The following is a 13,949-nucleotide window of genomic DNA, read 5'->3' on the forward strand; positions in this document are numbered from 1 at the left end:
GCCGAAAAGTGCACAGTTCAAGGCCGCAGTGAATGCGGCCACCAGAGCTGTACGAAAGTCATCACCGGCCAATTAGAGCACACGTTCTGATAGATGGGTTGGCAGAAGAGAATCGGCGCGCTTGCTCGACTTCTGAGCGATATACCTCGAGAATCATCTCCATGGACAAGATCAAGTTCTTCGAGTGGGTCACCGAATGGTTTGAAGTGCTTGGTGTTGTCTCGATGGTTTTCGGGTTTGTCTTCGCCTTCGTCATTGCCGGTCGTTCGTGGTTTCGTACCCGCAACGGAAGTGCGGCATTCAAGACTCTCCGTGAAACCCTCGGTGCCGTCATTCTTCTGGGACTGGAGATTCTGGTTGCCGCAGATCTCGTGAAAACCGTGACGTCGTCGCCTTCTCTGACAGATGCGGCTGTGCTGGGCATGATCGTCTTGATTCGAACTGTTCTGAGCCTGTCGATTCAGATTGAGATCGACGGGGTACTTCCATGGCGCAAGGCGTTGGTGTCGAGTCCCCAATTGCTGGTCCGTGCTGCACGCGGATCAGGTGGAGACGCGGCGTCCGACGCCTCGAAGCCGTAGCAAGGGCCGTCAACTCCGCAGGCCCACCGAGGACTGAAAGGTCGGGCAGATGACTGCAGTACCGGTCGACAAGGTTGCGCCAGCTGACAAAGCAGTACCCGCGCAGCACCCCAGCGTCAGGGACCGCAAGGCTCTCGGACAGCACGCTCGCCGAGAAACGCCGCTCGCGATGCTGGCTGAACTTGCTGACAGCGACCGCGACCCGATTTCCCTTCTGGAATCTCAGGCCGAATCTCGCGTGCCTGAGTTGGTGCCGATTCGCTACGGCCGTATGTCGGCGTCGCGTTTCTCGTTCTTTCGTGGGGCCGCGCTGGTTATGTGCGACGACCTTTCACGGAGTCGAAATTCCGACATGAATACGCAACTCTGTGGAGATGCGCATTTGAGCAATTTCGGGGTCTACGCCACCCCGGAGCGAAAGCTGGCGTTCGATATCAATGATTTCGACGAGACCTACCCAGGACCTTTCGAATGGGACGTCAAACGTCTGGCGGCAAGTTTGGCGATAGCGGGTAAGGACAACGGATATTCAGGTAAGGAACGTAGAAAGATAACTCTTGGTTGCGCCGCCGAATATCGGGAAACGATGATTCGTCAGGCGGAGCTGGGAAACCTCGCGGTGTGGTATTCGCACATCGAACCAGAGGACGGCCTCGAAGAGCTGAGTAATCAGATCAAGAAGCGAATGCTCGAACGGGCGCGTTCCACTCTCGATAAGGCGCGCCGACGGGACAGCATGCAAGCCGCGTCGAAATTTACCGAGATTGTCGATGGCAGAAGGCGATTCATCAGTGATCCTCCGTTGATTGTGCCGGTTGAGGAGCTGTACGACGGGCGGGATCTCGAGGATGTCGAAGAGGTGCTCCACGGACGAATTCGTTCGTACCGCAGCACCCTTCAGTGGGACCGCCGCGTGCTGTTACAGAGCTTCGAGATGATGCACATGGCGCGCAAGGTGGTCGGCGTGGGCAGTGTCGGCACGCGGGCGTGGATGATCTTGATGAAGGGACGTGACGCCGATGATCCACTGATCCTGCAGGTCAAGCAGGCGTTGCCGTCGGTGTTGTCCGGCTACGTGAATGGCCCGATATTCCGCAATGAGGGGGAGCGGGTGGTGAATGGTCAGCGACTGATGCAGGCCAGTAGCGATATCTTTCTCGGTTGGGAGCGAGGGCCAGGTCCGGACGAACTCGAGCATGACTTCTACATCCGTCAACTTCGAGACGGTAAGGGCTCAGCGGTGATCGAAGGTATGAAACCAGAAGGTATGGAGGCGTACGGACGCCTGTGTGCTCGCGTTCTGGCCTATGCACACGCTCGATCGGGTGACCGCATTGCGATTGCCGAATATCTTGGCGAGGGAACGGAATTCGACTTCGCGATCAGTGAGTTTGCCTCGGCGTACACCAAACGCAATGCTCGTGATCATGCCGCACTTATGACAGCGATCGACAAGGGGAGGGTGACGGCACAGACCGGAATCTGAACCACGCGGCATTGCTGGAGCGCAGTCAGGTTGTGCAACGCTCCCGCACTGTCGCTGCTCCGGGCCCGGTGAGTTCGTCGCAGTAAACGCGCCGCCCAGCCATGGCCATAGTGAGTGCCAAGGTCGTGCCGCTCACTAGTGGACCGTCGCCGGTCGAGAATGGCCCGTCGGTCGCTTCGACGCGAAGACCTTTGATTGTGCTGCGACTGGCCACAGTGAAGTCCCGTCGAGCGTAGAAACGCGCAACCTCGGTGACTGTCTCGACGGCTGGAATGTATGAGAGTCCGAGCGGACGCCGGATGTCCTGGGCGTGCACGACCACCTCGCCGAGCCATGCAGCAGTTGGCCCCGGCGCCGAGGTTCTGCTGGTGATAACGCGGCGGAACCGCTCGAGGGTCTCAGCCGGGGTCGTGCCTCGATACTCGGCGAGGCGTCGGTCGTTGTGTCGATCGAAGTCGAACCGTGTGCCCAGGACGCTGACAATCCAACGCCGTGCGCCGACGCTCGCCGCCGCCGTGAGATGCGCGACGACATCCTCGACAGTCCACCGTCCGCACAGTGACTGGTGACTCCACTGTGCCTGATTCAGACTGACAAGCTCGTCGACCAGAGCAGTGCGCTCGGTTTCGACGGCAGACCACAGGGCGTTGCTGTGCATATCGCGCTTACGCATAGACGCCGTCCAGCCAGCCTTTCCAAGCTGCTGAGGCTGCTTCTCCGTCGGCGTTGGTGGCAAAAAGGTGGTGCGCCGCATCGACGTTGCCGCCGAAGGCATTTCGGCCGTAGAACCGAAGCAGTGCGTCGTCGGTACGCAGTCCGACAAACCAGTCGTTGAGGTAGTCGATCACAGCAGTGATCGTGCCGATGCCGGGAACGTCGAAAGTCACAGTGTCGCCCACGGCGGTGTCGGATCCGATTCCGAGTGCACTGCGCAGAGTTGCCATCGCTGCGGGTGTGCCGGATGCTTCCGGACCTTCGGCGCCGACGTAGGTGGCGCTCTGCCCGGCGAAGTAACGCACGTACTGGCCGAGGCTGTGGAGGTAGAAGTCGGTGTGCTTGCTGGCTCCGTCGTACTGGTTGTCCCAGTCGTCGGCAAAGACTCCGGCATGGACGTAGCGCACCACGGCCGTGCTGTCGTCACGGGCTTCCACGAGATATTCGAGGTGGTTGAACCAGCCATCGGGGCCGTCCATGTGGATGCCGAGTTCGGTGGGCGGTTCCCAGGTAGCGATGACGGGACTGTCGGGGCGCGAACCGTCGGCCGGAATCTCGAGAGGCGATGGGAACATCCATCCGGCAGTCTCGGCGGAGATGGCAGCCCAGATCTGCTCCGGGGTTCCGGGTACAACAACTTCGCGGCGGATTTCGAACTTCTTCGACATGGCTAGTTCTCCGATTCGGGTGAGTGTGTGGACGGTTTCACGCTGGGATGCAGCGCCACGACAAGGCGGTGCGGGCGGCTGTCCGCGGTGTTGCCGTCGTGATACTTGGCAACCAGGCCGTTGACTGCTTCGCCGAGTTCGCGGGCGAAGTCCGCTCGGTCTGCGGCTGTCGCGAAAGTGATGTCACTGTCGATGGCATAAGACGCAAGAGGCTTTCCGGCGGCGGTTGCTCCGGCGATCAATTCGCCGACCTCTCGCACGATTCGCGCTGCCACAGCAACGAGCCATCGCGCCGAGAGTTGGTCTGGGAACTTCCGTGGATCGGGAGCCAGTGCGGACATCGCGGCAGGGGAGATGACGTACGACGCGGCACTTGCTTGCATGACTCGTTCGGTCATGCTTCCGCGTTTGCGTTCCTCGACGAGATGGACGAGTCCGTGTTCTTCGAGGGTTCGCAGGTGGTAGTTGACTTTTTGGCGGGTCAGTCCGACGAGCGGTGCCAGTGCAGCAGCGGATGCCGGGTTCACGAGTGCGGCCAGGATCTTTTGCCGGACGGGGTCGAGTGACGCTTCCGCGACGGCGGGTTTGTCGATGACTGCGACTTCCAACATGAGGAAACCATCCCACCGACAGTAAATATTGTCAAGACAAAAATAGTTGTCGGTGAGATGGTTGTGGGGCGAGTCTTACTTGCTCACTGCCGGGGGATTGTTCAAATCGCGCGCCGAGTAGGTGTCGCAAGCAGACACCTGGCCGGTCTTGTACCCGGCTGCAAACCACAACTGCCGCTGCTGGGATGAACCGTGAGTCCAGCCTTCGGGGTTGACCCGCCCGCTGGTGGACTGCTGGATCCGGTCATCGCCGACTGACGATGCTGCTGACAATGCATCGCGGATATCGTTCTGCGACAGCGTTTTCAAGAATGGTTGGCCGGTCGCTTCGTCGGGGATGGTGTCGGCGTAATGTGCCCACACGCCGGCGTAGCAGTCGGCCTGCAGTTCGGTGCGCACCGCGCCCGACTCTGCACCCTGCGGGTCGGCCTGCGCGCGGCTGATATCGCCGAGCTGATTCTGAATGTGGTGACCGAACTCATGCGCAACGACGTACTCCTGCGCCAAGGGGCCGGCGTTGGATCCGAACCGGTCGACCAGCAATTGGAAGAAGCTTGTGTCGAAGTACGCGGTCTGATCTGCCGGGCAGTAGAACGGGCCGACTTCGCTGGTTGCCTGACCGCACCCCGTGCTGACCGATCCGCTGAACAGGACGACCTCGGGGCGGACGTACGCCGTCCCGGTCTGTTTGATCAGTTGCTCTTCCCACACGTCGTCGAGGCTTCCGACGGTAAGTGTGACGCGGCAGTTCACGTCGTTGTTTGCATCGGTACCGGTGCAGTCGTCGACCGAACTCAGTCCGCTCGAGGAACTCGATGTTTCGGTGGAGGTGCCCAATAGCGAACCGGGATCTCCACCGAACAGAAGGGCAAGAATGAGCACGATGATGCCACCCGCGCCGCCGCCGATTGCCACCTTGCTGCCTCGGCTACCGCCCCCGCCGCCTTGAACCTGAACGCGTCCCGCTTCACCGCGGGCCCCCTCGTTGAAGGTCATCTATGTCCGCTTTCTTCTGTCGTCAACAAGTGCTTGCCGTCACTTCTGGTCCATAGCTTCGCATGCGAGGCGGGTCCGCGTTTCCGGTCTGGGCTGTTCGCTCCGTAGGATCGCAGGCAAAGTAGTCGGTCGTCGTTTATTGAAGTTGTTCGAAAGGAATCCCGTGCTGCGCACACATCTCGCCGGTTCATTGCGACCCGAGCAGGCAGGGCAGACCGTAACGCTCACCGGTTGGGTAGCCAGGCGTCGTGATCACGGCGGAGTGATCTTCATCGATCTCCGTGATGCATCCGGTGTTTCGCAGGTAGTTTTCCGGGCAGGTGACGTCGCCGAGCAGGCGCACCGCCTGCGCGCGGAATACTGCGTTCGCGTGACCGGTGTTGTCGAGGTCCGCCCCGAGGGAAACCAGAACTTCGAGATCCCCACCGGCGCAATCGAGGTCAACGCCACTGAGCTCGAGGTACTCAACGAGAGTGCTCCCCTGCCGTTCCAGCTCGACGATCAGGTCGGCGAGGAAGCGCGTCTGAAGTACCGCTACCTCGACCTGCGTCGTGAAGGACCCGGACACGCAATTCGCTTGCGCTCCAAGGTGAATGCCGCTGCGCGTGGCGTCCTGGCGCACCACCAGTTCGTCGAGGTCGAGACCCCGACGCTCACGCGTTCCACCCCTGAAGGCGCCCGCGACTTCCTGGTTCCGGCGCGTTTGCAGCCCGGTAGCTTCTACGCGCTGCCCCAGAGCCCCCAGCTCTTCAAGCAGCTCCTCATGGTGGGCGGCATCGAGCGCTACTACCAGATCGCCCGTTGCTACCGCGACGAGGATTTCCGGGCCGATCGTCAGCCTGAGTTCACACAGCTCGACATCGAGATGGCCTTCGTCAACCAGGACGACGTCATCCTGTTGGCCGAGGAAGTATTGACCGCACTGTGGAAGCTCGTCGGCCACGAGATCAAGACGCCGATCGCGCGCATGACCTACAACGAGTCGATGCGTCGTTACGGCAGCGACAAGCCTGACCTGCGTTTCGACATCGAACTCGTCGAGTGCATGAAGTTCTTCAAGGACACCACGTTCCGCGTGTTCCAGGCCGAGTACGTGGGCGCTGTTGTCATGCCGGGTGGCGCAAGCCAGCCGCGTAAGCAGCTCGACGCGTGGCAGGAATGGGCCAAGCAGCGCGGCGCCAAGGGACTTGCCTACGTCTTGGTCGGAGAAGACGGAACGCTCGGCGGACCGGTCGCCAAGAACCTCACCGACACCGAGCGCGAGGGCCTGGCGGCTCACGTCGGCGCGCAGCCGGGTGACTGCATCTTCTTCGCGGCGGGTGCAACCAAGCCGATGCGCGCGCTTCTCGGTGCTGCTCGCGGCGAGATCGCCCGTAAGAAGGATCTCATCGACCCCAAGGCTTGGGCCTTCGTCTGGATCGTCGACGCTCCGATGTTCGAGCCGGCCGCCGAAGCCACCGCGTCCGGTGACGTTGCTCTCGGCCACTCGGCATGGACCGCGGTGCACCACGCGTTCACCTCGCCCAAGCCGGAGTTCTTCAACACGTTCGACACCGATCCCGGAACCGCTCTCGCCTACGCATACGACATCGTCTGCAACGGCAACGAAATCGGCGGCGGCAGTATCCGTATCCACCGCAAGGACATTCAGGAACGAGTGTTCAAGGTGATGGGTATTTCCGAGGAAGAGGCACAGGACAAGTTCGGCTTCCTGCTCGACGCCTTTGCCTTCGGCGCACCCCCGCACGGCGGAATCGCCTTCGGTTGGGACCGCATCACCGCGCTCCTCGCCGGAATGGATTCCATTCGTGAGGTCATCGCGTTCCCGAAGTCGGGTGGCGGCGTCGATCCGCTGACGGATGCACCCACCCCGATCACGGCGCAGCAGCGTAAGGAATCCGGCGTCGACGCGAAGCCGGAGAAGAAGGCAGACGCTGCCGGTGGCGACGCCACAGACGGCAAGTAGAACCGCCCACAGCGCGCCATGCTGCACCTGAGGGTGATCTGCCCGCCCGAGCGCACCGAGGAAGTTCTCGGTGCGCTCGAGGCGGAATGCGGGGCTACCCACATTGTGGTGTCGCGTGGCATTGCCATCGATCCACGTGGCGATGTGGTGCAGGCCGATGTTGCCCGCGAGTCTGCGAACGACGTCATAGTCGCGATGAAGGATCTCGGAATCCCCGAGCACGGCGCGGTGACGCTGGTTCCAGTGGAGACAGTGTTGTCGGCCGCGGCCCGCAAAGCAGAACACGATGCACCCGGCGACGGCGCGGAGACCGTGGTCTGGGAAGAACTGTTGTCCCGGACTCGCGAGGAATCGACTCTTAACGGATTGTTTGTCGCGTTCCTGACTATCGCCTGCCTCCTGGCGGCAATCGGTGTAGTCACGGATTCACCGGTCACCATCGTCGGAGCGATGGTTGTGGGGCCGGAATTCGGCCCGCTGGCCGCTCTCGCGGTGGCCCTGGTTCGACGTGACCGAAAGCTACGTAGACGCTCGATTCTTGCGTTGGTCGTCGCGTTCCCGGTGGCGATGGGCATCACGCTGCTCGCGACGTTCGTGGTGAAGTTCTTCGACTGGATGGACGTCACCACTCTCGAATCACTGCATCAAGTCGATTTCATCTACAAGGTGGGACCGATTTCATTTGTCGTCGCCCTTCTGGCCGGTTCGGCAGGCATGTTGGCTTTGATATCGGCGAAATCCGCCGCGCTGGTCGGCGTGTTCATTTCAGTGACTACAGTCCCGGCGGCCGGTTTCGCGGTAGTTGCTGCGGCTAACGGTGAATGGCGGATTGCCGGGCTGTCGTCGTTGCAGCTCGCCGTCAACATGCTGGGGATTGTCACCGCTTGCACGCTCGTGTTGTGGTTCAAGACCCGAGCCGATGAGGAGTTTGCTGCAGCGCTGAAAGGCATTTCAGGTCTGATCGGCGACGAGAAAGCGCGCTGACCGTAGCGGGCGAAGACGCATGATTCCAGTCATTTACGGGTAAGTTGATCAGTGATGACCGTATTACTGGCAGACCCCGTATCCGAAGTCGTGGCAGCTGCTGAGCAGTTGCTCACTCGCCGCACCGGAGCACCCGTCACCCTCGTAGATCCCACGGATCTCGGTGGCAGTGGACGCACCATCGTGCTGCGCGTTCGAGTTGCCGAGAACCCGTTTTCCCTGCCTCGCACATTGGTGATCAAGCAGGTCCGCGATCCCTATCTGGGTGTGAAGAACGGCGTGACCCCGCCTGCTGAGGCAATCCACGTGTTCGATCCCGACACCGCGTTCCTTCGGGAAGCTGTGTCGTACCAATTCGCCAACGCCTTGGCCAAGGACGCCCGTCCCGGGGCGGAGCTCCTGGCGTACGACTTGGACGCCAGGCTCCTCGTGCTCAGCGACCTCGGTGACGCCACCGCGATCAGCGTCCTTTTCCAGGACAGCGACGCGGACACCGTCACGAATACCTTGATGGCGATGGCCCAGGCAATGGGTCGCATGCACGCAGCCACCGTCGGCCGTGAAGAAGATTTCACAGCCCTGCTTCGACGCGCCGAGGTTGTACACAGTTCCGACGAAGTGGCTGATCAGGTGGCGCGTGTCGTCACCGACGTGCCGTCGATGTTGGCGGACACGCTGGGTGTCGTTGTCGATCCGAATATTCTCGAACAGGTTCACCATGCGCAGAATCTGTTCAGCGGTGGGCGATTCCGTGCGTTCAGTCCATCCGATCTGTGCCCGGACAACATCATCGTCAACGGCGAGGGTGTTCGATTCCTCGACTACGAGTGGGGCGGATACCGAGACGCGCTTCTCGACATCACGTACGCACTCGTGTCGTTCCCGGGATGCCTGTGCAACGTCGACCTGACCGAGGAACGCGCGTCGGCGATGGTCGACGCGTGGCGTTCGGAAGTGGTGGGCATGTGGCCGGCACTTGCCGACGAAGCCGAACTCGGTCGTGGACTTGTCGAGGCCCAACTCATCTGGGTATGGCTGAGCACGTACATGTTCCTGCCCAATGATCATGCGCGGATCGCTGCAGTGCGTGAGCACTATCTGTCGATTCCGCGTTCGGATGCGCTGCTGCGCCGGTGGGCCCGGTTGGCGCGATCGGCTGAACTCGCGGGCAACGCCGCGGTGCAGGCGCATGCGAATGAGGTTGTCGCTGCGCTCAGCGAACGCGCTGAGTAGCAGGTCCACGAACTGACAAAGCGCCCGTGCTGGAGCACGGGCGCTTTTGTGTGTCGGATCTCAGTTGTCGGCGAGAGCGTCCGCTTCGGACAGATCCGTTGCCGCGAGCGCCGTCGCAAGATCCGGGTGCCGGAACGTGGATGTGACCTGGTCCTCGACCACGCGAAACGCCGACGCGATGGTGGCGGTCTTGCCGGGTTCTGCGGCCCACGTCGCAGTCTGCTCGACAACGACAACCCCGTGGTGGACGTACATCTTGCCGGGAACGAGCGTCACACCGGCGCTCGAGGCCCACTCGCTCAGTGCTGCCAATCCTTGCGTTGCGCCGTCGGCTCCGCCCACCTCGATATCGTCGCTCGACAACTGCAGGAGCGTGTCGATGTCTTGGCTGTTGAGTGCGTCATGCCACGCGAGGACGGTGGCGATTTCAGAAGTGCTCATGGCGACACGCTATCCAATTCGACTCGGCTGTGCTTTCCTCTTGCGACTTCGACGCGTCGGTACCTTCTAGTAGCGTCGTTTTGTGAGCGATTGGCAAGCTGAAGACAGTGTGGTGGCGGATGACGGCCTGTTCGAGGCAACTCCGGAAGAATCCGAGATCGTCGATGAACCAGATGTCGTCTCGGTAGCCGAGCGCGCCTTGTCCTCGGTACCGCCGGGTGCTCCGCTCGCTGTTCGCATGCGCCCGCGCACTCTTGGTGAGGTTGTCGGCCAGCAGCACCTACTCGGGCCCGGTGCGCCGCTGCGGCGAATGGTCGAGGGATCGGGCGCTGCATCGGTACTGCTGTACGGGCCTCCCGGTACCGGCAAGACCACACTGGCGTCGTTGATTTCCGGCGCGACCGGTCGGCGTTTCGAGGCGCTGTCTGCGCTGTCGGCCGGTGTCAAAGAGGTCCGCGGTGTGATCGAACTTGCCCGGCGACGGCTACTGAACGGTGAGCAAACCGTTCTGTTCATCGACGAGGTACACCGATTCTCGAAAACCCAGCAGGACGCGTTGTTGGCCGCTGTCGAGAATCGGATCGTGCTGTTGGTGGGCGCCACCACCGAGAATCCGTCGTTCTCCGTGGTGTCGGCATTGCTGTCCCGTTCACTGGTTCTGCAATTGCAGGCGCTCACCGCTGCCGATGTTCAGGAGCTTCTCGAGCGGGCAGTGAGCGATGAGCGTGGTTTCGGCGGCGCAGTCACCATTGCCGACGACGCGATGGAACATTTGGTGCGTCTGGCGTCCGGCGACGCCCGCCGCGCGCTCACTGCTCTCGAGGCGGCAGCCGGCGCAGCACTCGATACCGCGGGCGACCAACCCGGACCCGTCGAAGTCGATCTCGCGACAGTGGAGGCGAGTGTCGACAAAGCTGCCGTTCGGTACGACCGCGACGGAGATCAGCACTACGACGTCATCAGCGCATTCATCAAGAGCATTCGAGGGTCCGACGTCGACGCGGCGCTGCATTACCTTGCACGCATGCTGACTGCGGGGGAGGACCCGCGATTCATTGCGAGGCGACTGGTGGTTCACGCCAGCGAGGACATCGGGATGGCCGATCCCATGGCATTGCAGACCGCTATGGCCGCTGCTCAAGCCGTGCAGTTGATCGGAATGCCGGAGGCGCGCCTCGCCCTTGCCCAGGCCACGATCCATCTTGCGACCGCTCCGAAATCAGGTGCCGTCATCGAAGCGCTGGGCGCGGCCATGGCCGATGTGGCCGCCGGAAAGTCGGGCCTCGTGCCGCCGCATCTACGTGACGGTCATTACAAGGGGGCCGAGAAATTGGGAAATGCGGTCGGATACAAGTACCCCCACGACACCCGCGACGGTGTTCTCCGGCAGCAATATCCACCGGACGAACTGGTCGGTGTCGACTATTACAAGCCGACTGCCCACGGAAATGAGCGGGAGATCGCGGATCGAGTGGGGAAATTGCGCCGAATCGTGCGGGGTTGAAGCTGTAATCGTGCGGGGTTAAAGCGCTAAGGTCCCTGCACGCTAGGCTGGACAACGACAGTTCGACGCTCATGAAGGTAAGGACCGGTTAGTGCAAACCCACGAGATCCGCAGGCGATTCCTCGACCACTTCGTCAAGGCCGGCCACACCGAGGTGCCCAGCGCGTCGCTGATTCTCGATGATCCGAACCTTCTGTTCGTCAACGCCGGCATGGTTCCCTTCGTGCCGTTCTTCCTCGGCCAGCAGACGCCGCCCTACTCGCGTGCCACGTCTGTGCAGAAGTGTGTCCGCACCCTGGACATCGAAGAGGTGGGCATCACCACCCGCCACAACACGTTCTTCCAGATGGCCGGCAATTTCTCCTTCGGTGACTACTTCAAGAAGGAAGCCATCTCGCACGCCTGGGCGCTGCTGACCGGTTCGGTTGACGACGGCGGCTACGGCATCGACCCGACGCGCCTGTGGGCCACTGTCTTTCACGACGACGACGAAGCATTTGCCATCTGGCGCGACGAGGTCGGTGTGCCGGAAGAGCGCATTCAGCGTCGCGGCATGAAAGACAACTACTGGTCTATGGGTATCCCCGGACCGTGTGGCCCCTGCTCGGAAATCTTCTACGACCGCGGCGCCGAGTACGGCGTGGAGGGCGGCCCGGAAGCCGACGAGGATCGCTACATCGAGATCTGGAACCTCGTGTTCATGCAGAACGAGCGCGGTGAAGGCACCAACAAGGGTGACTACCCGATCCTCGGACCCCTGCCGAAGAAGAACATCGATACCGGCATGGGTGTCGAGCGTGTTGCTTTCCTCTTGCAGGGTGTCGAAAACGTTTACGAGACAGACCTTCTCCGTCCCGTCATCGAGAAGGCCGCTGAGCTGACCGGTAGCGTATACGGCACCGATCACACCTCCGACGTTCGTTTCCGCGTCATCGCCGACCACGCCCGCACCGCCGCGATGCTGATTGCGGACGGCGTCAATCCCGGCAACTACGGCCGCGGCTACGTGCTGCGCCGGCTGCTGCGTCGCATCGTGCGCTCCGCCAAACTGCTCGGTAGTGAGCAGCCCACCATGCGCGAGTTCATGATTGTCGTCCGCGACACGATGGCTCCGTCGTACCCGGTTCTCGAAACCGACTTCACGCGCATCGAGAATGTTGCCGTCGGCGAAGAGACCGCGTTCCTCAAGACGCTGGCATCGGGCTCGGCCTTGTTCGAGAACGCGGCCGAGACAGTCAAGTCGTCCGGAAAGTCGGTCATCGCCGGCGATCAGGCATTTGCCTTGCACGACACCTACGGCTTCCCGATCGACCTGACGCTCGAGATGGCTTCCGAGGCCGGTCTCACCGTCGACGAAGACGGCTTCCGCACCCTCATGGCCGAGCAGCGCAAGCGCGCCAAGGACGACGCTCAGGCTCGCAAGCACGCGCATGCCGACCTCACGGTCTACAAGGAACTGCTCGATCGCGGTCCCACCGAATTCACCGGCTTCAACGAGTTGGTCTCCGAAGCTCACGTCCTCGCGCTCATCGTCGACGGCGTCCGTGTGCCGGTCGCCAAGGCGGGGCAGTCGGTTGAGGTCATCCTCGACCGCAGCCCGCTCTACGCAGAGTCCGGCGGACAGATCGCCGACATCGGATCGCTCACGGCGCCGGGGCTCGAAGCCAAGGTCAACGACGTTCAGAAGATCGCCAAGAAGGTCTGGACGCACAAGGTCACCGTCCAGAAGGGCGAGATCACCGAAGGCGACATCGTCCTCGCACACGTCGACGCCGAATGGCGTAAGGGTGCAACCCAGGGACACTCCGGCACGCACATGGTGCATGCCGCGCTGCGTCAGGTGCTCGGCCCCAACGCCGTGCAGGCCGGCTCGCTCAACAAGCCCGGCTACCTCCGCTTCGACTTCTCTTGGCAGGGTTCGCTTTCCGAGTCTCAGAAGCAGGACATCGAAGTTGTCACCAACGAGGCTGTCGCGTCCAACTTCGCGGTCAACACGTTTGTGACGGACCTCGACAAGGCCAAGTCGATGGGTGCCATGGCACTTTTCGGCGAGAACTACGGCGACGAGGTCCGCGTCGTCGAAATCGGCGGCCCGTTCTCGATGGAACTCTGCGGCGGCACGCACGTCGGAAGTTCCGCTCAGATCGGTCAGGTCACTCTGCTCGGTGAGCAGTCCGTCGGTTCCGGCATCCGCCGTGTCGAGGCGTACGTCGGGTTGGATTCCTACCGTTACCTGGCCAAGGAGCGCGCGCTTCTGGCCGGGCTGTCCGCATCGCTCAAGGTTCCGTCCGAAGAGGTTCCGGCTCGCGTCGAAGCGCTCGTCGAGCGTCTCAAGGTGGCCGAGAAGGAACTCGAGCAGACCAAGGCCAAGGCCGTTCTGGCTGCAGCCGGCGAGTTCGTCGGCAAGGCCAAGCGCATCGGCAGTGTGCTCGTGATCGCAGAACCCGCACCGGCCGGTGTCGGCGCCAACGATCTGCGCACACTTGTCACCGACATCAAGGGCCGTCTGGGTTCGGAGCCCGCAGTGGTCGCGTTGCTCGGCGACACCGACGGCAAGGTGCCCTTCGTGGTTGCCGCCAGCAAGGCCGCGCAGGCACTCGGCGTGAAGGCCGGCGACCTCGTCGGCTCGTTCGGACCGAAGATCGGTGGCCGCGGCGGCGGAAAGCCCGACATGGCTCAGGGGTCGGGTTCCGACGCCTCCGGAATCCCGGCGGCGCTCGATGCGATCCGGGACCGGGTCGCGGAACTGGCGGGCGGCAGCTAAC

12 protein-coding genes are annotated in these 13,949 nt (G+C 62.2%); 7 read left to right on the forward strand and 5 right to left on the reverse strand.

Annotated elements, in window-relative coordinates:
• Nucleotides 1–161 precede the first annotated feature (161 nt).
• Complete coding sequence (locus V2B23_RS02120; protein ID WP_430948803.1) at nt 162–581, forward strand: DUF1622 domain-containing protein; 420 nt, start codon at nt 162–164, stop codon at nt 579–581.
• A gap of 49 nt (nt 582–630) precedes the next feature.
• On the forward strand, nt 631–2,067 hold the full coding sequence (locus V2B23_RS02125) for a DUF2252 domain-containing protein (RefSeq protein ID WP_430948804.1): 1,437 nt from the start codon (nt 631–633) through the stop codon (nt 2,065–2,067).
• Between the two features lie 25 nt (nt 2,068–2,092).
• Here V2B23_RS02125 and V2B23_RS02130 read toward each other — a convergent pair whose 3' ends face one another.
• The 4 genes from V2B23_RS02130 to ypfJ form a co-directional block, all read right to left on the reverse strand.
• Nucleotides 2,093–2,740, reverse strand: coding sequence for a maleylpyruvate isomerase family mycothiol-dependent enzyme (locus V2B23_RS02130; protein WP_430948805.1), 648 nt, complete (start codon nt 2,738–2,740; stop codon nt 2,093–2,095).
• On the reverse strand, nt 2,733–3,449 hold the full coding sequence (locus tag V2B23_RS02135) for an SRPBCC domain-containing protein (RefSeq protein ID WP_430948806.1): 717 nt from the start codon (nt 3,447–3,449) through the stop codon (nt 2,733–2,735). The genes V2B23_RS02130 and V2B23_RS02135 overlap by 8 nt, the downstream gene beginning before the upstream one ends.
• Nucleotides 3,450–3,451: 2 nt before the next feature.
• Nucleotides 3,452–4,060, reverse strand: coding sequence for a winged helix-turn-helix domain-containing protein (locus V2B23_RS02140; RefSeq protein WP_430948807.1), 609 nt, complete (start codon nt 4,058–4,060; stop codon nt 3,452–3,454).
• Between the two features lie 75 nt (nt 4,061–4,135).
• Nucleotides 4,136–5,056, reverse strand: a complete 921-nt coding sequence (gene ypfJ, locus V2B23_RS02145) for a KPN_02809 family neutral zinc metallopeptidase (protein ID WP_430948808.1) — start codon at nt 5,054–5,056, stop codon at nt 4,136–4,138.
• Nucleotides 5,057–5,219: 163 nt separating this feature from the next.
• Here ypfJ and aspS point away from each other — a divergent pair, with 163 nt between their 5' ends.
• The 3 genes from aspS to V2B23_RS02160 are packed head-to-tail and all read left to right on the forward strand — an operon-like array spanning nt 5,220 to nt 9,239.
• Nucleotides 5,220–7,022, forward strand: coding sequence for an aspartate--tRNA ligase (gene aspS, locus V2B23_RS02150; RefSeq protein ID WP_430948809.1), 1,803 nt, complete (start codon nt 5,220–5,222; stop codon nt 7,020–7,022).
• An 18-nt stretch (nt 7,023–7,040) separates the two neighbouring features.
• Nucleotides 7,041–8,006 (forward strand): DUF389 domain-containing protein, encoded by a 966-nt coding sequence (locus tag V2B23_RS02155; protein WP_430948810.1) that lies wholly within the window; start codon nt 7,041–7,043, stop codon nt 8,004–8,006.
• 54 nt (nt 8,007–8,060) lie between these two features.
• Nucleotides 8,061–9,239 carry a kinase gene (locus V2B23_RS02160; protein WP_430948811.1) on the forward strand — a complete coding sequence of 393 codons (1,179 nt, stop codon included), beginning with the start codon at nt 8,061–8,063 and terminating at the stop codon, nt 9,237–9,239.
• Nucleotides 9,240–9,299: 60 nt separating this feature from the next.
• Here V2B23_RS02160 and V2B23_RS02165 read toward each other — a convergent pair whose 3' ends face one another.
• Entirely contained in the window at nt 9,300–9,680 is a 381-nt protein-coding gene (locus V2B23_RS02165; RefSeq protein ID WP_430948812.1) for a nuclear transport factor 2 family protein, read from the reverse strand.
• A gap of 157 nt (nt 9,681–9,837) precedes the next feature.
• Here V2B23_RS02165 and V2B23_RS02170 point away from each other — a divergent pair, with 157 nt between their 5' ends.
• Together V2B23_RS02170 and alaS are read left to right on the forward strand one after the other, a co-directional pair.
• Entirely contained in the window at nt 9,838–11,184 is a 1,347-nt protein-coding gene (locus tag V2B23_RS02170; RefSeq protein ID WP_430949163.1) for a replication-associated recombination protein A, read from the forward strand.
• A gap of 91 nt (nt 11,185–11,275) precedes the next feature.
• Nucleotides 11,276–13,948, forward strand: a complete 2,673-nt coding sequence (gene alaS / locus V2B23_RS02175; RefSeq protein WP_430948813.1) for an alanine--tRNA ligase — start codon at nt 11,276–11,278, stop codon at nt 13,946–13,948.
• The last annotated feature ends 1 nt before the right edge of the window (nt 13,949 follow it).

The sequence above is a fragment of the Rhodococcus sp. 24CO genome (assembly GCF_050586165.1).
In the GTDB taxonomy this organism is placed as follows: Bacteria; Actinomycetota; Actinomycetes; order Mycobacteriales; family Mycobacteriaceae; genus Rhodococcus_F.